This window comes from Paenibacillus sp. TC-CSREp1, assembly GCF_050171015.1.
Taxonomy (GTDB): Bacteria; Bacillota; Bacilli; order Paenibacillales; family Paenibacillaceae; genus Paenibacillus; species Paenibacillus silvae.
In genome coordinates, this window is sequence record NZ_JBNOKM010000015.1 from 70,416 (window position 1) to 91,339 (window position 20,924).

At 49.9% G+C, this 20,924-nt stretch carries 21 protein-coding genes and 1 riboswitch; of the genes, 5 read left to right on the forward strand and 16 right to left on the reverse strand.

What is annotated here, in order from left to right:
• Positions 1 to 6: 6 nt before the first annotated feature.
• The 12 genes from ACQSGY_RS22175 to ACQSGY_RS22230 form a co-directional block, all read right to left on the reverse strand.
• A complete protein-coding gene (locus ACQSGY_RS22175) occupies positions 7 to 786 on the reverse strand; it encodes a 5-oxoprolinase subunit PxpA (protein ID WP_427180770.1) in 780 nt (259 codons plus the stop codon).
• Complete coding sequence (locus ACQSGY_RS22180) at positions 783 to 1,808, reverse strand: biotin-dependent carboxyltransferase family protein (RefSeq protein WP_427180772.1); 1,026 nt, start codon at positions 1,806 to 1,808, stop codon at positions 783 to 785. Before ACQSGY_RS22180 ends, ACQSGY_RS22175 begins: the two co-directional genes overlap by 4 nt.
• Entirely contained in the window at positions 1,795 to 2,583 is a 789-nt protein-coding gene (pxpB, locus tag ACQSGY_RS22185) for a 5-oxoprolinase subunit PxpB (protein WP_427180774.1), read from the reverse strand. Before pxpB ends, ACQSGY_RS22180 begins: the two co-directional genes overlap by 14 nt.
• Positions 2,584 to 2,717: 134 nt before the next feature.
• Positions 2,718 to 3,311 (reverse strand): histidine phosphatase family protein, encoded by a 594-nt coding sequence (locus ACQSGY_RS22190; protein ID WP_427180776.1) that lies wholly within the window; start codon positions 3,309 to 3,311, stop codon positions 2,718 to 2,720.
• Between the two features lie 53 nt (positions 3,312 to 3,364).
• The gene (locus ACQSGY_RS22195; RefSeq protein WP_216518384.1) at positions 3,365 to 3,931 is read right to left on the reverse strand and encodes a DUF1572 family protein; all 567 of its coding nucleotides are present in this window, start codon (positions 3,929 to 3,931) and stop codon (positions 3,365 to 3,367) included.
• A 45-nt stretch (positions 3,932 to 3,976) separates the two neighbouring features.
• On the reverse strand, positions 3,977 to 4,306 hold the full coding sequence (locus tag ACQSGY_RS22200) for a DUF952 domain-containing protein (protein ID WP_145405631.1): 330 nt from the start codon (positions 4,304 to 4,306) through the stop codon (positions 3,977 to 3,979).
• Positions 4,307 to 4,357: 51 nt separating this feature from the next.
• Entirely contained in the window at positions 4,358 to 4,915 is a 558-nt protein-coding gene (locus ACQSGY_RS22205; RefSeq protein ID WP_427180779.1) for a GNAT family N-acetyltransferase, read from the reverse strand.
• A 23-nt stretch (positions 4,916 to 4,938) separates the two neighbouring features.
• On the reverse strand, positions 4,939 to 5,286 hold the full coding sequence (locus tag ACQSGY_RS22210) for a DUF2809 domain-containing protein (RefSeq protein WP_427180781.1): 348 nt from the start codon (positions 5,284 to 5,286) through the stop codon (positions 4,939 to 4,941).
• A 67-nt stretch (positions 5,287 to 5,353) separates the two neighbouring features.
• Complete coding sequence (locus ACQSGY_RS22215) at positions 5,354 to 5,662, reverse strand: GrpB family protein (protein WP_427180782.1); 309 nt, start codon at positions 5,660 to 5,662, stop codon at positions 5,354 to 5,356.
• A gap of 177 nt (positions 5,663 to 5,839) precedes the next feature.
• Positions 5,840 to 6,946, reverse strand: a complete 1,107-nt coding sequence (locus tag ACQSGY_RS22220; protein WP_427180784.1) for an Ig-like domain-containing protein — start codon at positions 6,944 to 6,946, stop codon at positions 5,840 to 5,842.
• 416 nt (positions 6,947 to 7,362) lie between these two features.
• Positions 7,363 to 8,679, reverse strand: coding sequence for a serine--tRNA ligase (gene serS, locus ACQSGY_RS22225; protein WP_427180786.1), 1,317 nt, complete (start codon positions 8,677 to 8,679; stop codon positions 7,363 to 7,365).
• An 830-nt stretch (positions 8,680 to 9,509) separates the two neighbouring features.
• Positions 9,510 to 9,995: a hypothetical protein gene (locus ACQSGY_RS22230; protein WP_427180953.1), complete on the reverse strand. Its 486-nt coding sequence runs from the start codon at positions 9,993 to 9,995 to the stop codon at positions 9,510 to 9,512.
• A gap of 301 nt (positions 9,996 to 10,296) precedes the next feature.
• Positions 10,297 to 10,409, forward strand: a riboswitch (TPP riboswitch).
• Positions 10,410 to 10,628: 219 nt separating this feature from the next.
• On the opposite strand from ACQSGY_RS22230, the gene ACQSGY_RS22235 reads away from it, so the two are divergent.
• The 5 genes from ACQSGY_RS22235 (at position 10,629) to ACQSGY_RS22255 (ending at position 15,050) form a co-directional block, all read left to right on the forward strand.
• Positions 10,629 to 11,669: an ABC transporter substrate-binding protein gene (locus ACQSGY_RS22235; protein ID WP_427180788.1), complete on the forward strand. Its 1,041-nt coding sequence runs from the start codon at positions 10,629 to 10,631 to the stop codon at positions 11,667 to 11,669.
• Between the two features lie 389 nt (positions 11,670 to 12,058).
• Positions 12,059 to 12,349 carry an MTH1187 family thiamine-binding protein gene (locus tag ACQSGY_RS22240; RefSeq protein ID WP_427180790.1) on the forward strand — a complete coding sequence of 97 codons (291 nt, stop codon included), beginning with the start codon at positions 12,059 to 12,061 and terminating at the stop codon, positions 12,347 to 12,349.
• A complete protein-coding gene (locus ACQSGY_RS22245) occupies positions 12,349 to 13,107 on the forward strand; it encodes an ABC transporter permease (protein ID WP_111269307.1) in 759 nt (252 codons plus the stop codon). The genes ACQSGY_RS22240 and ACQSGY_RS22245 overlap by 1 nt, the downstream gene beginning before the upstream one ends.
• A gap of 39 nt (positions 13,108 to 13,146) precedes the next feature.
• A complete protein-coding gene (locus ACQSGY_RS22250; RefSeq protein ID WP_427180792.1) occupies positions 13,147 to 14,133 on the forward strand; it encodes an ABC transporter ATP-binding protein in 987 nt (328 codons plus the stop codon).
• A 107-nt stretch (positions 14,134 to 14,240) separates the two neighbouring features.
• Complete coding sequence (locus ACQSGY_RS22255; protein WP_427180794.1) at positions 14,241 to 15,050, forward strand: TatD family hydrolase; 810 nt, start codon at positions 14,241 to 14,243, stop codon at positions 15,048 to 15,050.
• A gap of 290 nt (positions 15,051 to 15,340) precedes the next feature.
• Here ACQSGY_RS22255 and nfsA read toward each other — a convergent pair whose 3' ends face one another.
• From nfsA to ACQSGY_RS22275, 4 genes are all read right to left on the reverse strand, one after another.
• Positions 15,341 to 16,084, reverse strand: a complete 744-nt coding sequence (gene nfsA, locus ACQSGY_RS22260) for an oxygen-insensitive NADPH nitroreductase (protein ID WP_427180796.1) — start codon at positions 16,082 to 16,084, stop codon at positions 15,341 to 15,343.
• Positions 16,077 to 16,673 carry a TetR family transcriptional regulator gene (locus ACQSGY_RS22265; RefSeq protein WP_427180798.1) on the reverse strand — a complete coding sequence of 199 codons (597 nt, stop codon included), beginning with the start codon at positions 16,671 to 16,673 and terminating at the stop codon, positions 16,077 to 16,079. The genes nfsA and ACQSGY_RS22265 overlap by 8 nt, the downstream gene beginning before the upstream one ends.
• Before the next feature lie 163 nt (positions 16,674 to 16,836).
• Positions 16,837 to 17,997, reverse strand: coding sequence for a YhgE/Pip domain-containing protein (locus tag ACQSGY_RS22270; protein WP_427180800.1), 1,161 nt, complete (start codon positions 17,995 to 17,997; stop codon positions 16,837 to 16,839).
• Positions 17,998 to 18,329: 332 nt separating this feature from the next.
• Entirely contained in the window at positions 18,330 to 20,873 is a 2,544-nt protein-coding gene (locus tag ACQSGY_RS22275; RefSeq protein WP_427180955.1) for a heavy metal translocating P-type ATPase, read from the reverse strand.
• Positions 20,874 to 20,924 lie beyond the last annotated feature (51 nt).

Here is a 20,924-nt window from a genome sequence, read left to right on the forward strand (position 1 = left end):
CCAAACTTAATCCGCCTGATACGCAGTTACGATTACATCCTCAGCTTCCAGCATTTCACGGATCGTTTGCGCAAACGTCAAAGCATGCTCTCCATCACCATGAATGCAAACTGTATCTGCCTGGATAGGCACCTCAGCACCATCCAAAGCGATAACCTTGCCGTACTTAACCATTCGCAGCACCTGCGCCAGAGCCGCTTCCGGCTGTTCAATCAGCGCTCCATGTTGACTGCGGGGTGTTAATTTGCCATCTGAACGATAGGTGCGATCCGCGAAAACCTCACTCACACCACGCACACCGATTCGGTTTGCCGCCATGATCAGCTCGCTTCCTGCCAGACCGTACAGATACAGCTCCGGCTGCACTTGATAGACCGCTTCGGCAATAGCCTCCGCAAGCTTGATGTCGGCTGCTGCCATATTGTACAGCGCTCCATGCGGCTTCACATGATGCAGTCGCCCCCCATTAGCACGAACGAAAGCATCCAGTGCACCAATCTGGTACACCACCATATCATAGGCTTCCCGCGCTGTAATCTCCATCGTTCTGCGCCCGAACCCCTGCAAATCCGGCAATCCGGGGTGGGCACCGATAGCGACCTGATGCTTCATGGCTCGCTCTACAGTAAGCCGCATCGTTGCCGGATCACCCGCATGGAAACCACAGGCAATATTGGCTGAGGTGATTAGGGGCAGGATCGCTTCATCGGATTTCATCATGTTACGGTAAGCCCCGTAGCTCTCACCAAGATCACAATTGATATCTAATGTATAACCATGCATCATGTGCCCTCCGTTTCTGCCATTTTTCTGCGAATCAGCTTCTCCAGCAGCTGAAATTCCCGTTCCCTTTTTACATAGAGGCGGCGGGCTTCTTCATTCGTGATCTGTACAAAAGAAATTCGTGCCCCTGGCCTGACCTGGGCCAGAATCGGCAAATCCACAGCGGCAGCCTGTGCAATGACAGGATATCCCCCAATGGTCTGATGATCTGCCATCAGTACAATCGGTTGTCCATCCGGCGGGACCTGCACAGTGCCATAAGTAACCGCTTCGGATAAGCGATGCATCGGCTTCTCCAGTTCCAGCCGCGGCCCCTGCAGGCGATAACCCATGCGATCCGATTGAGGAGAGACCACATACGATCCGGTATAGAATTGCTCCACACTCTCCGAGCGGAAACAGGAGATGTCTTGACCACGCATGACTCGAATGACAGGTTTACCGTAATAGTCGGGCCGCTCTCGTTCCGATAAGAGCCATGCCGGGGCTGCAATACATTTGTTTGTACTGAGATGCTTTGTCATCCAGTGTATCCACTGCTGCACTTCGCCATTAATCACCCCGGTTCCGAGCACATCCGAAGTACGCAGGGCTCTTCCGAGATAGCCGCCTAGTCCTGTTTTGAGGTCTGTACTTCGACTGCCCATCACTTGAGGCACATCTATTCCGCCTGACAGTGCCAGATAAGCACGCAAGCCATGTCGACTTGTACCGAATTTCAATACACTGCCAGCCCGCAGCAGCACAGGGCGCCACATCGGCACAGGCTGCTGATCTGCCGTCACACTCAGATCGGCACCACAGATTGAGATCAACTGGTCTTTCAGCATGTGAAGCTCCGGCCCTGACATCGTAATCTCAAGGACAGCTGAATGTCTTGCATTGCCGACAAGCATGTTGGCTGCTCTGGACGCAAAAGCATCCATAACCCCGCCTACGGGTACACCGTAACGACGATATCCGATTCGGCCCTCGTCCTGCACTGTTGTTAACAAGCCGGGACGAATGACTTCAAAACCCATCATTCTCCCCCTTTCGCGCAAGTTCCTTGTATTGCTGCATCGTGATTGACTGAAACCGAACAACGTCTCCCGCTCCAAGCAGACTCGGTGGATTCTCTTCCGGGCGAAACAGACGGACAGGTGTACGACCGATACACTGCCAGCCTCCAGGCGAGGTGACTGGATAGATGCCCGTCTGTGATCCGCCAATCCCCACCGTTCCCGCCTCCACTCGAAGCCGCGGGGTGGCCCTTCTGGCTGTAGCAATCCGCTCGGATAATCCACCCAGATACGGAAATCCCGGAGCAAATCCGATCATATGTACGAGGTAGTCTGCAGATGTATGTATCGCAATGACTTCCTCTATCGTTAATTGATTTTCTTCAGCCACATGCTCCAGATCGGGCCCAAACGCTCCACCGTAACATACCGGAATAGTCACGATTCTGGAGGCAGACGGAGTACCGCCCGTTTCCATGTCTTCAGACTTGCCAGGCTCATCATCCTTGTTGGGCTGACTCTGTTGATATAAGTGATTCGGATGATGCAGAAGCTGCAGCAACCGCCTGCATGTTTCCTCGTAAGACAAACTCGACGGGTCGTAAAACAGTGTGACAGACAAATAAGAGGGAACCCATTCCACCAGTGATGTCAATGATCTATTTTCCAACAAGGCACACACCGTCATCACTCTATGATGCACTTCTTCCGATAGTACATCACCACAGCGAATGACGATGGCCTGCTCTCCAAGTGGAGACAGCATGTCTTGGGTCCATGTATAGCTGCTTGCCGTCACGGCTTCCTCCCCCTCTTCTTGTCTTTCCTTTAATCTTCTCTGCCGTCCAATGCTCTCAGCAATAACGAGCGAACCAACGGGAACGGCTCAATCTGAAGCTGCTGCAGCTTATGTTTTAATGTGAGAGCGTCCATTTACAGATTCCCTTCCCCTTGCTTCAGATGTGTGCTGCAGTTATACAATTCACACTGCCACGCCTGATCGCGATGCACCACTCGCGTAATGGAGGTATTGTCCAGCTTCACGCTGATATCCTGCTCTGGCACCAATGCCCGCAGCGTATTTCGAAGCACCGCCCCGTGACTCACTACGATGACTCTTGCACCCGGGTGCTGACGAAGGATTTCTTCAAGCATCTCTGTGCCACGCGCAGCACCTGAAGCTGGTTCTTCTTTTCCCAAATCGAGAGTACTCCAGTCCAAGCCCCATTTCGCAATGCGTTCCTCTTCTGTCGTTCCTTCCACCTGTCCTCCGCCCATCTCGCGCAACCTCGGGTCCAGATGAATCTCCTGAATGCCCAGCCGCTCCCCGATTATACGGGCTGTCTCACTTGCTCGCTGCAGATCACTGGCATAGATGGCATCCCACTGTTCCTCGGCCAGTCTTGCTGCCAGCAAAACTGCCTGTTCTCTGCCCTCCTGATCGAGCGGATTATCTGTCTGTCCCTGCGAACGCTTTTCTTTGTTCCACGCCGTGCTTCCGTGACGTATTAATGCAATCTCCGTCATTTTGTGTTCCCTCTTTTCCTTATTAGAGCTCTGTTCATTTTGATTGTCTTTCGCTATCGCAATTCGTCCTCTGTAAAATGTTTTCGGGTCTTCGGCTTCGTAAACTTGCCCTCGTTGTAGCTGTTCGACCCGTTGCGCGGGATAGACAAACTATCCCAGGCACCTTGTTTCAGCATCTTGGCGGTATGCACAATCTGACCGACATGATAGGGATAATGAGCCAGCTGTCTCATAATTGCTTCCATTACGGTGTGACCTTCGTTACGAATGTATATGATCTGGGACAGGTGATCCGGAGTCAACGAACGCAGAGCTGTCAGCAAACAGTTCCAGCCTTCTTCCCACTTGAATAATAGCTCTTCCCGGGTATGAAAATCTCCTACAAATTCGGCATCCCGTTCACGCCAAGGCTTCTCTCCGTCCGTTGTCAGCACATCGGTCCAGCGGGACAGCATATTTCCCCACAAATGTTTGACAATGACCGCAATGCTGTTGGTATCTTCATTCCACGTATGAAACAACTGCTCAGTCTCAAGCTGCTCCATGGCCCGTTCACCCAGCTGCTTGTAATACATAAACTGCTTCTCGGCTGTCTCCAGAAAAACCTGATTCATATCCATCCGTATCGCCCCCTATCGAATTATGAAATAGAAATGGAACATGCATTATGCCGGAAAAGAAAACGTGCCATCCGCATTTGGTTCAAAAACCATAACCTTGCTCACAGCATCCAGATTCAATTCACCATAGATATGTGGAAAAAGCTCATTCAGTTCATACAGATCTTCGTAGACCAGCTCTGCCTTCAAGACGCGCTCCTCAATGCCAAGCAATAACAGATCGGTTCGGCCCGCATAATACTGCCCGGCTACCCATGGAATCTGCTCAGCAGTGGAGCAATGAATGAAACCGTCCGTTTGCAGACTCTCGGGTGCATACGTGTCTCCTTTGGATACTTCCTCCCATAATGCACGGGAAATAATACTGTAGATCATAGATTACTGCCTCCTTCGCCGCTGTCTTACAGCCTGTCTTTTATGAGAATATTATAGATCATCCCGAATGAGGGCGTACAATTTCTGGTCTGTAAATACACCTTTAATTTTCAACTGCTTACGTAACAATCCTTCTTGGACCATGCCTAGTTTCTCCATTACACGTGCCGAACCGATATTGCCCGCATTGCATTTCCCTTGGACGCGATTACAGCCCAACTGCTCAAAGCAGTAATCCATAACTGGCTGCATCGCTTCCACCGCAAGCCCTTTGCCCCAATATGTACTGCCGATAGCATAGCCAAGTTCACAGCTCTGCATGGATTCATCCAGATCGAAAATGCCACCTCTACCAATAAGCTTGCCGGTTTCTTTCAGCACAAAGGCCCAGATATATACCGTTTTCTGCTCATAGTTTCGCAGCACTCGCTCCAGGTACCCGATGGAATCCTCCTTGGTCTGATGGCAATGCCACAAGCTTTGCTCACTTACTTTGGGGTCGGACGCAAACGCATAATATTGATCGAGGTCATCCATCGTAAGGCGTCTGAGATACAGCCGCTGTGTTTCAAATTCAGGTGATTCGGCAAAAAGCTTGTCAATATCCATTCTAAATACCTCCTGTTATAAATTTAAAGGCGCAGGATCTTACTCAGCAAAAAACGATCTAATAGATAAACACATACAATGCCGATCAGGTATCTGATCAAATCCATAACAAGAAATCCACGACCCAAAATGAGAGCTCCCCATAAGGTTGAACGCAATGCGGTCAGCCAAGGCACCTGAATCATCTGGGAAAATTCAATAGACCAACTGAATACAACACTGATCAAGACGGCTCTTGCACGACTCCACTGGATGCATACCATACGTATGCCATAGTAGATCATGCCTGCCCAAAGGGCATCACCAAAATGTTCGTGAACGAAGTCCGGCAATACGGCTCCATATGTTCTCGAAGCCAGCCCAGCTGCCATCGTAATGATTACGGCAACCAGATATAAGCATCTTTGTCTAACTAACACCCTGTTCATATTCCATCCATCATAACCTTACATCCAGTTCAGGAGGTACATAATTCCACCCCAATGGATTCAGCCACTCGGCAATCAGATGCATGCCATTCCAGGACTTTACCTCACCCATCAGATCAATAATCGGCTTGGCTGGCAAACCAGGAATTGACGTGCTTCCAATATGCTCAAATGTATACATATCCAGTCCTTGTAACAGCCCGCTCAACTGCCTGATTTCTTCCTGAGCCTGCAGACTCCAGGCGGGATTAGCTTCTACAACCTCTACGGATTCTGTTGCCCATGCAGGCCAGTTCTCCGGTTTCATCTCATCTTTCATGTCCATAATCGCCCCTTACAATGGTATTTTAAGTTCGAAAAAGGAGGCGTTATACACGCCTCCCCATTATATATCATTGTTCCACTTCGCATTGATCGACATGAATCAACTCTGAAACAGAGCAATATCGCTTCAATGGCCTTTCACCGCTTGCCGCAGAAGCCTTACTTGTGTTTATTATTTTACCGTTACAGGTATCGTTACCTTTTTATTGCCCCATTTGGCTGTGATGCTTGTCTTGCCTTTGGATACCGCGACAATTTTGCCATTGGCGACTGTGGCTACACTCGGTTTGGAGCTGCTCCACACTGCGCTACTTGTCACCATCGTTGTTTTGCCAGTGTCATACTGAGCCATCACACCCAACGTTATACTGGATTGCGGAGACAACACCAGACTCTTCTGGCCCAAAATCAGTTTCTTGAGCGTAGGTACTACACTCACTACTGCAGTTACAGTCTGGTTCTGATATGTACCTGTCAAAGTAACTTGTCCTTCAGTCAGCGCTTTGACTGTACCATTTTTCACCGAAGCTACACTCGGATTGGATGAAGTCCAGACGATGGATTTGGACAGATTAACTGTTTTGCCATTGGAGTACGTTCCAATCACTTTCAGTGCCTTGGATTTCTTGAGGCTAAGCTCCATTGTTGCCGGTGTAACCTCTACTTTGGTGATGATATCAGTCACCGCGACAGGTACTTTAACGGTGGTTGAACCGTATTTCCCCTGCAGCAGCACCCGACCTGGTGTGACTCCTTTAATTTTTCCATTTTCAAGCACAGCCAGATTATTGGATACAGCCCACACAATGTCCGAGGTGACATCCTCTTCCTTGCCATTAGCACGTGTAATCGTTACCTTCGGGAGTGTGCCTTCATTCCCTTTTACAAACGTATAGGAACTGGGTGAAGCCTTGATGCTTTTGATCTTATCTTGTACCTGAACAGTGACTTGCGCTTTGACTCCGCTCACTTGCGCAATGATGGTTGCTTCACCTGCCGCGATCGCCTTGATTTTGCCCTTCGTCACCGTTACAACCTTCGCATTGCTTGTAGACCAGGTCACTCCTCCCGTAACATCCTGTTTGTTATCAAAACCTTCAACCGTTGCCATCACCTGATATGATACAGTCTCACCTACACTCATCTTCTGTGAACTGCCGCCGGTAATTTCAATTGAGATTACATCACCCGTCGCTGCCCAGGCAGACGATGGCACTGTAACGGTGAGTGCAAGAATCAGTGCGAGCATGCCTCGTAAAGCCCATTTCATTTTACTCATGTCCAGTCTCTCTCCTGTCATCTTTTTTTCGCCTTCTCTAACATCCAATATTTTACTGCAACTATACCTTATATCGGACAAGAGGTGGTTAAAGTTAATGACAGGATCGGAAAGAGAGTGAGGCCCCTTTTCTGATTTTCATTGTATAATATACAAAAGTGACGAAATACTGTTGTAATACAAACCATATAAGAGGGTGAGGCTTGTATGATTGAGAAAAGTTTGCTGGACATGGTTGCTGTTAAAAACACCAGAAAACGTATGAAGGCTATCACCACCTCAACGTCTACCAAGATTCGCCCGGAAGATGAGATGATCTTATTAATGAAAACCGCCCGCAACCGTTTCGAAAAAGCACTGCAATCGGGCCAGATTGAAATTATTAACGAGCGTGAATGGAAGCTGCATCCTCATCGTCATATCTCTTCTTTTTGTTCCTCACCCTGCTCACACACCGGCAACATCAAACGTTCGAGTCCGCCCATGTATGGTCGCAGCGCTTTCGGAATATGAATGCTGCCATCGGCCTGCTGATGGTTTTCCAGCAGTGGAATCAGAATACGCGGTGATGCTACGGCTGTATTGTTGAGCGTATGGCAGTAAACCAGCTTGCCCTGCTCATCCAGGCAGCGAATATTCGAACGGCGAGCCTGAAAGTCATGCAGATTCGACGACGAATGAGTTTCGCCGTAAGCGCCGCGGCTTGGCATCCACGTTTCGATGTCATACTGTTTGTACGTTTTCTGCGACATATCGCCTGTACATACAGCCACCACACGGTACGGCAGCTCCAACTGCTGCAGCAGTTCCTCCGCATGTCCCGTAATCTCCTGCAGCATACGCTCCGATTCCGCTGCGTCCGGTGCACACAGAATCACCTGCTCCACCTTGGCAAACTGATGCACACGGTACAATCCTCGCACATCCCGTCCACCCGAGCCTACTTCACTGCGGAAACAGGTCGATACTGCCGCCAGTTTTACCGGCTCTTTCACATCAATGACTTCATCCGCATAATACGAAACCAGCGGCACCTCGGATGTACCTACCAGCCACTTGTTCTCACCCTGCAGCTCATACACCTGATCCCGGCCTGTCGGGAAAAATCCGGTATTCACCAAAGCATCCTCTCTGACCATAAGCGGAACCTCAAGCGGTGTGAATCCGTGCCTCAGCAGCAGATCCAGCGCAAGCTGCTGTACTGCCCGGTGCAGCAGCAAACCAGCGCCCTTCAGCACATAACTTCGCGTTCCGCCAATCTTCACGCCGCGCGGAATATCAATCAGTCCATGCAGCTCCCCAAGCTCGACATGATCCTTTGCTGCATAGTCAAACTCGGGCAGCTCGCCCACCCGCCGCAGCTCCACATTATCTTCGTCCGACAGACCTGCAGGTGTATCCGGTGATACCACATTCGGCACCAGCCATTGCAGTCTGGTTACCTCCTCCTGAATCAACGCCAGCTCTGCCTCTTTCTGCTCCAGCTCATCATTAAGCTGTTTCACCTGTGCCCGCATCGTCTCTGCTTGCTCCCGCTCTCCCGTCTGCATCAGCTTCCCGATCTCTGCCGACAATGTATTACGCAGACGCCGCCCTTCCTCTGTTTGCTGCAGCAGTGCTTTGCGTTCATTATCCCGCTGGATTAACACCGCAATATCCACTTTGATTTTTTTTCCGTCAGCTGCCGCCTGAACCTCTTCTGCATGTGCCCGAACCCACTTCATATCTAACATGGTCACCGTCTCCTTTGGTTAAAAAAATACAAAGAGCGCCCTCATCCCTTGGGACGAGGAGCGCTCTGCTCGCGGTGCCACCCAACTTGCCGAATCATTCAAATTCTTCTGATTCAGCCTCTTGGTCCGCGATAACGGGCGGTTCCGGTTAACTTGGGAAAGTTTCAATTCGCTCCCTGGCGAAAACGCCTCCGAGTTGGATTCTCTTCAACGGCATGATCCGATCTGTAATTGTGTTTACCAGTATATACGAAGACAGATTAAAATTGCAATCTCTCAAGCCCGATTTTTAGTAAAAACCAGAAAAATGAGTTCTTATGCTCGTTGATCCCTGTTAACACAGGCTCCTCTTACGCAGCTTTGCATTGTTAAATCAGATACAGCTATAATCGTATAAAGTGATTAAATGACTAATTTTCCATCCAACAATTGTTTGCCTTCAGGAGGAGATCAACGGTAAAAGGTCTGAATTCAAAATATTCCTCTATACAATAGAGTATATGTTATAGAATGGAGCTGTTTCTCGATGAACATGAATCCAAACAACCTGATTTCATCAGAGGCCGAGGCTGCCAACCAAAGAGCAGATGAACTCGTCCAACAAGCTAAACGCAGTATATGGGCTAGTGGCATCCTGACCACAATCGTTAGTGCTGTAATTTTGATTGGCCTATTTTATTGGATTGCTTATATCAGAACTTCCTGAGTCATTCGCCCCAAAAACAAAAATTAATCTGATTTTCAAAAGAGAAGGGTCAATATAAATTGCCCAGGAAATACTGATAAACCACTCTTCTCCTGAGAGATAACCGCTCTATTCAACGATGGATTCAAGCAGATACAGCTGTTTTCCCGCCCTTGAACAATCTGCTGAACAAATATCGCACGAGCGGTCCTAAAATAAGCAGCTGCAGTGGCAGAGCCAGACTAAAGTTACGTGCTATGGTATGCAAATACGCCCCAAATACAGATACACCATTTAATTGATCGGCAATATAGGCAGTCACAATGCCATACAGAGACATGATCAGAACCATACCAATGACCATAAACAATGACATGGTAATGATGCCTTTTACTTTACCTGACTTGGCAAATGGCAGGGAAAAGGCAATTTTTTTCGCAACAGGACCAACAATGAAGGATTCCACCAAAAATGCGATAATAAAGCAGATCACGAATTGAAGCAGGATCTGCATCATAGACATCTGGTCTAACATTCCCGTGTGCCACAGATTAAAGGTCATCATCACGAGAACCATTCCTGTACACATCATGATTCCAAAAATAACTTGTTCTTTCTTGCTTACTGGCATTACACTCATCCTTTCTGTAACTTGGATCATTATAGACAATTGCACTCCCCTCTCATAAGTGAACATTATGTGAACGTTTGGCGAATAGAGTATATCTGAAAACACGGAATGAAGCCCACTTCGCTGAATCCCCCTTCCAAACTGAACGTTTACCTCAGGCGTGCCGGGACACATCAAGGGAAAGTGACGCAGCAAGGGTTGAAAAGGCGGCAAAAGATGCATCTCCAGCGGTTTTCAAGACCCACCCTAGACACATACTCGTCACTGGCCTATAATTACACCTAGTAATGCCCGTAACTTCATAGTTTCCCAGGGGAGTCGGAATTGGCCGGCTGAGAGTGTATCCCATCAAGATACTAACCCTTAGACCTGATCTGGATCATGCCAGCGTAGGAATCGGAGTATATTGCAAGAGGCACAGCTATAAGCTGAACGCCCTTCTCTCAAACCTGCACGCGTCCCGGATTACGGGGGCGCTTTTTTTGTTTTCTTTTGACAAGCAGAAACAGAAAAATGTCGTCATCTGGATAACCCGCGAGGTATAAATCAGCCGATTTATGCAAAGGGATTGGATATGAAGCCAAGGAGTACCCCGTGCCACCCGGCCGGACAGAACGAAGGAGAGAGAATCGAATGAACTGGCGTAAAATGTTGGGAATGTTATTCATGTGTGTACTATTGGTGACCGTTGCAGCATGTGGCGGTAAAGAAGCCGCACCGGCCGATCAGAACGGAGGTGCCAGCACAGACAGCAAAAGTGAAGGCAGCAGCGCGGCACTGAAAGATATAAAGGTTGTGCTCGACTGGACCCCAAATACCAATCATACCGGTCTGTATGCAGCCGTAGATCAGGGATTCTATAAAGCAGCAGGTCTGAATGTCGAGATTGTGCAGCCAGGAGCTGGCGGTGCAGATACAATGGTCGCTTCTAACGAAGTACCGTTTGGTGTCAGTTACCAGGAGAGTGTGACTCAGGCGCGCACACAGGACGTACCTCTCGTATCGATTGCGGCAGTGATTCAGCATAATACATCCGGTTTTGCCGCTCCAGTGGATCGCAAGATTAAATCGCCGAAGGATTTCGAAGGCAAAACGTATGGCGGTTGGGGCTCGCCGGTTGAGGAGGCTGTGATGCAATCCATTATGGAGGGCGAAGGTGCTGACGTATCCAAAGTCAAAAATATTAATATGGGCGACGCGGACTTTTTCACAGCGGTCAAACGGGATATTGATTTTGCCTGGATTTTCTATGCCTGGACCGGGATCGAAGCAGAACTCCGCGGTGAACCCATCGACATGTTATATGTAAAAGATTACGCCAAAGCGCTGGACTATTACACACCTGTGCTTGTGACTAACGAGCAGACGATTCAGAAGGACCCTGAATTGGTGAAAGCTTTCTTGAAAGCCACTTCCGAAGGGTATCAGTATGCGATTGACCATCCTGAAGAGGCTGCGAACATTCTGATCAAGGCTGTACCTGATCTGGATAAGGAATTGGTGCTGGCAAGCCAGAAATGGCTCAGCCCGAAATACAAGGACGACGCACCTCGCTGGGGCGAGCAGAAGGAAGAAGTGTGGAAGAACTACACCGACTGGATGTTTAGCAAGAAGCTTCTGGATAAAGAAATTGACGTATCCAAGGCGTATACAAACGAATTTTTACCGCAGTAAAAATCGCTATTAATAATATTACCTTAGGTAATATTATCACTTTATGTAAAAACGTAATTTGATATTTACACAGAAACGTAAAGTGTAGAAGCGAAGCGATCGCCTATAGCTTTTTCTGTAAGAAAGCTACATCGGAAGCTTGCGCTTTCTCTTGATTTATTTGCTAAACACAATGGATAAGTTGATTTTTTGTACACAAGAACGGAGAGTACAGACCCCTCAGAAGAAGCGAAGCGGTCGCCTTTATCACCGGATTTTTCCCTTTGAAAAGGGAATCAAAAAAATCTGGGGATAACAGCGATCGTAGAGGGGACTGCACTCGGAGTGGCAATGTGTACAATCACTATTCTACTTATCCCCCCCACACCCGAAAGGAGTCTTGATCTCTCATGGCAAGCACGTTACTCAGCATTCAAGTGATACCGAAAACGCCAAACGGCGAGAATTCATACCCTTATGTAGACCGCGCGATTGAAGTGATTCAGCAGTCCGGCTTGAAATATCAGGTTAATGCACTCGACACCACGATGGAGGGCGAACTTGAGGAACTACTGGAAGTGGTCCGCAAAATGCATGAGGTGCTTGTGGAAGCCGGCAGTCCAAGCATCATCTCCCAGATCAAAATCGCACACAGTCCAGACGGGTTCAGCATGGATATGCTGACGGAGAAATACCGCTAATGTCTGCCTATTTCAAAAGTGTATGGCCGCCACTTGTGGCGGTTATTCTCTTTATTGCGATATGGCAAGGGGCGGTTTCCCTGTTCCATATTGAGAAATGGATGCTGCCTGCGCCGTCCGACATCGCTCGTGAAGCAGCTTCACAGGCCGATCGTCTCGGCATGCATGCCTCTGCAACGATCCAATTAACCCTGATCGGCTTTGCGGCCGGAACAGCCGTTGGCCTGGTCATTGCGATGGTGCTGCATCTCATTCCTTTTCTCAAATCAGCCTTGTATCCTTTACTTATTCTTAGTCAAAATATTCCGACCATCGCGCTGGCACCGCTTCTGCTGATCTGGTTTGGCTTTGGCCTGCTACCCAAGCTGATTACGATTATTCTGGTCTGCTTTTTCCCGGTAGCGGTCGCCGCTATGGACGGACTCACACGCACCGATGCTGCGATGATGAACTACATGCGTATGGCTGGCGCGAAGCGCCATCATATCTTCTGGAAGCTGGAGCTTCCTCATGCCCTGCCATCGGTATTTTCCGGCATCAAAATTGCCGCCACTTACAGCGTGATGGGTGCAATCATTGCCGAATGGATCGGTGCAGACAAAGGCATCGGCTATTATATGATGCTGCAAAAGTCAGCGTACCGTACAGATCGTCTCTTTGTAGCGATCATGATTATTGTGGCGCTCAGCCTGCTGCTGTTCCTGCTCATTGCCTTGCTGGAAAAGCTACTTGTACGCTGGCGTCCGCAAAAACGTTAAACCTGTACCACGAGTCTGTACTTAGGATGTGATCACCAAATGAAACAGCTACAGGACAAACCAGATACAGGCATAGAAGCGACCAAACACGGTCACACAGCGTTGACTGGAGCAGGCATATCCAATACGCATGATGCTCGCCTTGCTTCTGTCGCCACTCAGGTTGCTGGTCCAACCGATACTGCACGCACGTCTAATTCGGCAGTTGCATCTGTTCCGCCTGCGCTGGATATCGTGGATGTGCATGTATCTTTCAAGGAACGGCGGCGTAAGCTGCCCGTGCTAAACGGGCTGTCCCTCACGGTGGAGAAGGGGGAATTTGTCGCCATCGTTGGCCCGTCCGGCTGCGGTAAAAGCACCTTGTTCCACATCATTGGCGGTTTGTTGAATCCGCAGGCGGGCGAGGTGCGGATGAACGGCAAGCCGGTTACGGGGCAGCGCGGGCATATCAGTTATATGCCGCAGCAGCCTGCCCTCTTCCCTTGGCGGACGATTGAGGACAATGTGCTGCTCGCGGGCGAGGTAGCCTCTGCCGCAGCTTTCACTGCCTCCAATGCTCTACCGGCTCAGCGCCCCGAGGCTCTCGCCGAGGCCAGGCAGTGGCTAGGCAGCGTTGGTCTTGCCGGATTCGAGCGGGCATATCCTCATCAGCTGTCAGGCGGGATGCAGCAGCGTGTGGCTTTCCTGCGTGCATTGCTCAGCCCGCAGGAGCTGATGCTGCTGGATGAACCATTCAGTGCGCTCGATGCCCTGACCCGAAGCGACATGCAGCGCTGGCTGCTGGATATCTGGGAACAGAACCGCCGCTCGGTGCTGTTCATCACGCATAATATCGAGGAGGCGCTGCTGCTGGCGGATCGGGTGTATGTGTTATCCAATCGGCCAGCAGCTGTGCTGCACGAGGTTCAGGTTCCTTTTGAACGTCCAAGACGAGAGGAGATAACCGAGGACCCTGCTTTTCTCGAACGCAAACGGCAAATTGCCCAGTGGATGAAAGAAGAACAGCAGAAAGCCCGCCTATCTTGATATTTGGATAGCGCGGGTTTTTTAGTTAATTTTTCCTCCATTAGGTGATCCATGTGATGGGAATTGGCGTTATATACTATGTAAACCGATACAAGGAGGATTCCCTCATGCACTCTCAAGCATTCGCACCGTTAATCGACGCTCATATTCATTTGGATAAGTATACTCCAGAGGAACGAATTGAGCTGCTACTCAGCTTGCCGAATCATCAGGTTGAAGCCGTGATCGCCGTTTCTATGGATTTAGCTTCTGCTCAGGCGAACCTGGAGCTTGCCAAGCAGTATGCACGTTCCATTTTTCCAGCCTTCGGATATCATCCCGAGCAGCCGCTGCCATCCGCAAACCAACAAGAGCAGCTCTTTCGCTGGATCGAAGAGCACATTGAACATGCTGCAGCCATTGGAGAGGTCGGCTTGCCCTATTATAATCGTGAAGAAGCCCGCCGAGCAGGCCTAGACTTTGATCAGAGTGGTTATGTAGATCTGCTGGAGCAGTTCATTCTGTTAGCCAAAAGGCACAATAAACCGATTGTTCTGCATGCTGTGTATGAGGATGCAGAGATAGCCTGCGATCTGCTCGAAAAACATCAGTTTACGCGAGCACACTTCCACTGGTTCAAAGGAGCCAAGCAGACCATCCGGCGCATGGCAAACAACGGATATTTCATCTCCTTCACACCGGATATTCAGTATGAAACCGAGATTCGCGAGCTGGCGCGGCAGTATCCTGCGGAGCAAGTGATGGCAGAGACGGATGGGCCATGGCCCTTTGAAGGACCGTTTCAGGGACGTATGACACATCCCGTCATGACTCGTCAGGTGATTCAGGCCTGGAGTGAGATTACGGGGATGGGCACCGAGCGAGCAGCACGTCTGTTTTACCGGAATACGAAACGCTTCTACCGTCTGCCGGAATAGCAAAAGAAAATCCGGTGATAAGCGTATGCTTCCGATGCAGCTTTCTTGCAGAAAGCTTTCAGGCGACCGCTTCGCTTTTTCAGTTTTTTTCTGTCCTCTCCGTTAACGTGTAAACGAATAGTTCAACTTATACAGTGATTGTAGCGCTATCGTACATCAAAGCAAAGAGCCAGTCTACCTCATTCTGAACTCTCTCACCTAAGTTATACGTTGGCAGAATCCAACGAACGAAGGGGATACCGTTCAGTCATGACCGACTGGCTATTTTTCATCTTGAAGACAACCTCGCATTACCGCTTCAGGAAACCTCTGCGCACCAGAAATGCTCTTACTTGCATACGTGCCGGTTCGGTCAGACGCTTTGCCATCAATTCAGACCATGGGGTTGTGCGTTCCCCGTTCGTCCGCTCCTTCAAGTATTCCGTCGTTATAACATCGTACTCCTGAACCCCTTGCAAGCTCTGCTCAGGCTGGTAGCGGTTATGATGGAGTACGGCCTTGAGCGGCAGCCGTGGACGAATGCCCGTCTCCTGATCCGCAACTCCGATGCACATGCCATATACAGGGTATACGCCATCTGGCAATTCGAGCAGCTCAGCCACTTCTTCAATACGGGTGCGAAGTCCACCGATGTATACAATACCAAAGCCAAGGGATTCCGCTGCAAGCGCGGCATTCTGGGAGGCCAGTGCAGCATCAATCGTAGCTACCATGAAATTCTCGGTTGAATCCGCATATGTTTCCTTCTCGGGAAGGTGTCGTTTCGCTGCATCCTGCAGACGGTACAAGTCAGCACACCATACGAGAAACACCGGACATTCATTGATATACGCCTGATTTCCTGCAAGCTCGGCCAGTTTGGCCTTCCGCTCTTGATCCGTTACAGCAATAACCGAATACGCCTGTACATTGCTTGATGAGGATGCCATCTGTCCCGCTGCAACAATGGCAGCGAGCTGCTCTTCACTAACCGGGTCCGGCTTGAATTTGCGCACAGAGCGGTGTTTCATCATTAATTCAATCGTTTCATTCATGGCTGCTCACTCCCAATCCTCGAAGTACGAACTCCACCGTCTGTTCGGCAAGCTCTTCTGTATTCATGTCCTCATAATCAAAACCAAACCGCGAGTGCTTGGCCCGCTTGTGTGCGAGCGCTGCTCCCATAACCTGAAGCATGGCGTACGAAGCGGATTCAATTTGAAACAATCCCTGATCTTTGCCTTGCTGCAGGTATTCCTTCACTTTATTCCAGACCGGGTCAAGGTACTGAAATACGGTTGTGGTCCGGTGAGTGCGAAGTGTAATTTCCAGCTGCACAATGTCACTCATCTCGCGATCCGTCATCGTAAACCTCACGACCTCACCGACAATTCGGCGGATACCTTCAATTGGAGACATCGATTCTGCAGCCAGCCTACTCAGAATATGCTCGGGGAAAAAATGCTCAAATAACGCATCAAACACCTTTTCTTTGCCGCCGAAGTGATAAGATACCAGCGACACATTCGCTCCCGCCTCATCACAGATTTGACGAACGCTTGTCCCGTCATACCCCTGCAGAGCAAAAAGTTTTTTGGCTGCAAGCAATATCCTTGTTTTAATATCCAATTCCGGTTCCGTCATTTGTTTCTCTCCTCTTATCCGTTCAGTGTCAGCTGCTTCAGCCCATCCCTCCGGCTGCAAGCACTCACTTCATTCTATCTATTATATTACACCAAGCACCCCGATGAAAATCACCGGGGTGCTTGGTGTGTGTATAGTGCGATTGCTACAGCATCTGCGAAGCTTAGCTGTTTGCTGGAGCCGGGCTTGGTGCAACCGCCGGCTTACGTCCTTTTTTCAACAATGTCACGGCCAGAGACAACACCACAGCAACGAGCAGTACAATCACGATGGAGCCTGCTGCAGATTGCACGCCAGGACCTCCGAGCTGAACGCTTAGAATGCCCTGAACCGCATAAGTCGCAGGCAAGTAATGACCAATTCCACTATAGAAGCTGTTCAGCAGTTCGCGTGGTACCATAGCACCCGATGATACCAGCTGCAGGGACAATGCGATGATGTTAAACAGGCTGCCTGCCGGACCAAAGCAAATCAGGAAGAACTGGGAGAAGAACATAAAGGTACACAGGAACAATGCCTGGAATAACCAGAATGCAACAAACCCTTGTTCAATCTGTCCACCGAGAGCCACAATGAGGGAAGATCCGAGCAAGGATACCACAAGTGCAGAACCCACATTGATTACTGCCCGGGCACCGAACAGCGTTAGACGGGAAAACATCGAAGACAACATTCCCATTGCTATCTGCAGATTCATGCCCATGATCATCGCACCGACATAAGATGCAAGCACCATCATCATAGGTACCATCTGATTGTTCATGCCGTTCACCGGGTTGATGGATGTTGTTTTGCCTTCTACACGGTTTGTCAGATTCGCTGCTGCCTGAGCGGCCTGATCCGCAGGAGCACCCGAAGCGGTCAGAACGGTCTGCACTCCTTGGGCAGAAGCTTGTTTGTTCATTGTGTTGGTTACGCTCTGCGACACACCTTGCATCATGCTTTTAATCGTCACCGGGTTGGCTTCGTTAATGGTGTATTTGATCTCGGCAGTGGAGCCAGCCGTCTGAAGGGACTCATTGAATCCAGCCGGAATGTCCAATACCATGTGCACTTGATGATGCTCCAACTGATCCAGCGCCTCAGCTGCACTCAGATTGGCAACCGTGTGGAATGGCAGCGTCTCTGCCAACCGATCGGCAATACCTTTGGATAATTCACCATCCTCGTTTACAATGGCTACGGTCAATTCCTTGGTTCGGTCATTGACACCGGAATATGCAGTCATCCAGATCACGCTAAAGATAACCTGAAACATCAGTGCAGTAGCTATGCCTACAATCACTGGCGGTTTTTTAAATAATGTACGTAAAGCTTGCAGCATATAATAGGTTCCTCCATCTTCGAAATAGTTCTAATTTGATTTAAACAATCGTTTGAATCAAACAATCGTTTGAATCAAACAATCGTTTAAATTTTAAAGGCATATGTCTATATTGTCAATACATTTTCATGAAATTCAGAAAATTTATCGTTGTTTTCAGGAAATAATATGTTTATTCCAAACATTATTCTCCTCAACCCTGGTTCCGATTCCATATCTTCCATCTTATCCTCCATATGTAGTGAAAAAAAATACACGGTCCGCCGTGAAGCCAACCGCGCATTTCTATCAAGCTGTTATCCGGTTTGTTTCACACACTGTTTTCTTTGCGTTTAAAGTTTTTCCCGATTCAGCTTCAACCGCTGCAAACGCAGCGCATTCAGTACAACCGACACCGAGCTGAACGCCATTGCAGCACCGGCTAGCCAAGGAGCCAGGAACCCTGCTGCTGCAATCGGTATGCCAATGACATTGTAACCAAGCGCCCAGAACAGGTTTTGCTTGATATTGCCCATCGTGCGGCGGCTCATCTCAATCGCATCTGCAATGCTGTTCAGGTCACCGCGCATCAGCGTAATATCTGCCGCTTCCATCGCTACGTCCGTTCCGGTTCCAATCGCCATGCCGATATCCGCAGTAGCCAGCGCAGGAGCATCATTGATACCATCTCCGACCATCGCTACCTTGCGGCCGCTCTCCTGTAATTTCTTCACTTCTGTCGCTTTGCCCTCTGGCAGCACTTCTGCCAGTACGTGCCCAATGCCCGCTTGTTCCGCTACAGCTCTGGCTGTTCGTTCATTGTCTCCTGTAATCATGATGACATCAATTCCCATAGCCTGAAGTCGTGCAATGGCTTCCCGGGAAGTATCCTTGATCGTATCCGCTACCGCAACGATACCTGCCCATTGCCCCCGAGCAGCAACGAGCATTGCTGTGCGTCCATGCTCCTCCAGCTGATTCATCTGCTGCAGCATTTCCTCTGGCACTTCTACTTGTGCATCGGCAAGCAGGCGGCGGGTCCCCACCAGAATTTCCTCATCGGAAACCATAGCACGCACGCCATATCCTGGCATGTTCTCAAACGATTCTGCTGCATTTAAAAGCAAACCTTTCTCCCGAATGCCGCTTACAATCGCCTCGGCTAACGGGTGCTCCGAGCTATACTCCGCCGCTCCGACACGTTGAAGCAGCTCCGCTTCCGTCCAGCCCGGTGCGGTGATCACATCGGTTAACACAGGCTTGCCCTGGGTAACGGTTCCCGTCTTGTCGAGCACGACCGTTTGAATCTGCTGCGCAGATTCCAGATGCTCACCACCCTTGAACAGGATGCCGTATTCCGCCGCCCGGCCCGATCCAGCCATGACAGAGGTTGGTGTTGCAAGCCCAAGCGCACATGGACAAGCGATAACGAGCACAGCGATCGCCTTCTCGAGCGAACCAGCAAAGTCACCCGGGCTTGCAAACAGATACCAGATCACAAAGGTCAGTGCTGCAATCCCCACAACAATGGGTACAAATATCCCCGAGATTACATCGGCAATCCGCTGAATTGGCGCTTTCGAGCCTTGTGCTTGCTCAACCACCTTGATAATCTGCGACAGAGCTGTGTCCGAGCCTACCCGGGTTGCCCGGATGCGAAGAACACCGTTTTTGTTCATTGTTGCGCCGGTAACGGGGTCACCAGGCTTTTTATCTACAGGCAGGCTTTCACCACTCAGCATGGACTCATCTACAGACGATAGCCCTTCTTCTACAATCCCGTCTACCGGGATGCTGTCTCCCGGCTTGACCAGAACCAGCTCGCCCACAGCTACATAAGCGGCAGGAACCAGCACTTCCTCTCCGTCACGAATAACGCGTGCTTCACGCGGGGTCAATTCGATCAGGCTTTTGATTGCCTGTGAAGAGCGGCCCTTCGCCACAGCCTCGAACCATTTTCCAAGCAAAATCAATGTAATCAGAATGGCACTGGTCTCATAATACAGCTCCACCATAGGCATTGGAGCGGCAGCAACGCCCATATCACTGCCCATCGCACCATGATCCATTCCTTGACCTGTACCGAGAGCAGGCAGATATCCGCTCGTTAATGTCAGGTAAAGACTGTAGAAAAATGCGGCGCTGGTCCCGAGTGCAACGAGCACATCCATATTTGCACTGCCGTTGCGGAGCGCCTTGTACGCACCCACATAGAACTGCCATCCGATCACAAACTGCACCGGGGCAGCGAGCAGCAGCTGGAACCACGGATTCAGAAACAGCTCTGGCACATATATTCCCGAAGTAAACGAGAAATGCCCTACCATGGCCCACAATAACGGAACGGACAAAATTGCAGAGATGATCCACTTCCACTTCTTGCGCTGCAGCTCCTGCTCGCGAACCGAGGTCGATTCCTCCTGTGTTAACTGTAATTGTGCACCATAGCCGAGCTGTTTGATCTTGGCCGTGATATCGGAAGGTTTGAGCGTTCCGGCGGCATATTCGATATGCCCTGTCTCCAGTGCCAGATTGACGTTGGCCTGTGTCACGCCCGGAAGCCTGGACAGCCCCTTCTCGATCCGTGCAGAACAGGCCGCACAGGTCATGCCCGTAATATCCAGATCCACGGATTCGGTCACCGTACCGTACCCCAGTGCCGCAACCTTGTCTCGCAGAGCGTTGACGTTTGTTGTTTTGGGATCGTATGAGATTGTCGCCTGTTCGATGGCCAGGTTCACGTTAGCTTCATGCACACCTTCCATGCGGGAAAGCCCCTTCTCCACACGTGTTGAGCATGCTGCACAGGTCATGCCCGTGATGTGCAGCGTTGTCTTCAGACCCGGCTGGGCCGCCGGAGTGTGAGCAGGCTCTGCTTGTTCAGATGCGTTTGTCATCATGTCATCTCCTTTCAAAAAATCCAAATCCCATATACCCTGTAGGGGTAT

Coding starts and splice junctions, on each gene's coding strand:
- ACQSGY_RS22210 (WP_427180781.1), bottom strand. CDS start 5,286: ATGGCAGCTGGGCTGGCTTCGAGAACATATGGAGCCGTATTGCCGGAC.
- ACQSGY_RS22195 (WP_216518384.1), bottom strand. CDS start 3,931: ATGGATATGAATCAGGTTTTTCTGGAGACAGCCGAGAAGCAGTTTATG.
- ACQSGY_RS22265 (WP_427180798.1), bottom strand. CDS start 16,673: ATGACGGAACCGGAATTGGATATTAAAACAAGGATATTGCTTGCAGCC.
- ACQSGY_RS22190 (WP_427180776.1), bottom strand. CDS start 3,311: ATGACGGAGATTGCATTAATACGTCACGGAAGCACGGCGTGGAACAAA.
- ACQSGY_RS22240 (WP_427180790.1), top strand. CDS start 12,059: ATGGCAAGCACGTTACTCAGCATTCAAGTGATACCGAAAACGCCAAAC.
- ACQSGY_RS22230 (WP_427180953.1), bottom strand. CDS start 9,995: ATGCCAGTAAGCAAGAAAGAACAAGTTATTTTTGGAATCATGATGTGT.
- ACQSGY_RS22220 (WP_427180784.1), bottom strand. CDS start 6,946: ATGAGTAAAATGAAATGGGCTTTACGAGGCATGCTCGCACTGATTCTT.
- ACQSGY_RS22245 (WP_111269307.1), top strand. CDS start 12,349: ATGTCTGCCTATTTCAAAAGTGTATGGCCGCCACTTGTGGCGGTTATT.
- ACQSGY_RS22180 (WP_427180772.1), bottom strand. CDS start 1,808: ATGATGGGTTTTGAAGTCATTCGTCCCGGCTTGTTAACAACAGTGCAG.
- ACQSGY_RS22200 (WP_145405631.1), bottom strand. CDS start 4,306: ATGATCTACAGTATTATTTCCCGTGCATTATGGGAGGAAGTATCCAAA.
- ACQSGY_RS22255 (WP_427180794.1), top strand. CDS start 14,241: ATGCACTCTCAAGCATTCGCACCGTTAATCGACGCTCATATTCATTTG.
- nfsA (WP_427180796.1), bottom strand. CDS start 16,084: ATGAATGAAACGATTGAATTAATGATGAAACACCGCTCTGTGCGCAAA.
- ACQSGY_RS22205 (WP_427180779.1), bottom strand. CDS start 4,915: ATGGATATTGACAAGCTTTTTGCCGAATCACCTGAATTTGAAACACAG.
- ACQSGY_RS22235 (WP_427180788.1), top strand. CDS start 10,629: ATGAACTGGCGTAAAATGTTGGGAATGTTATTCATGTGTGTACTATTG.
- ACQSGY_RS22175 (WP_427180770.1), bottom strand. CDS start 786: ATGATGCATGGTTATACATTAGATATCAATTGTGATCTTGGTGAGAGC.
- ACQSGY_RS22250 (WP_427180792.1), top strand. CDS start 13,147: ATGAAACAGCTACAGGACAAACCAGATACAGGCATAGAAGCGACCAAA.
- serS (WP_427180786.1), bottom strand. CDS start 8,679: ATGTTAGATATGAAGTGGGTTCGGGCACATGCAGAAGAGGTTCAGGCG.
- ACQSGY_RS22270 (WP_427180800.1), bottom strand. CDS start 17,997: ATGCTGCAAGCTTTACGTACATTATTTAAAAAACCGCCAGTGATTGTA.
- ACQSGY_RS22275 (WP_427180955.1), bottom strand. CDS start 20,873: ATGACAAACGCATCTGAACAAGCAGAGCCTGCTCACACTCCGGCGGCC.
- ACQSGY_RS22215 (WP_427180782.1), bottom strand. CDS start 5,662: ATGAAAGATGAGATGAAACCGGAGAACTGGCCTGCATGGGCAACAGAA.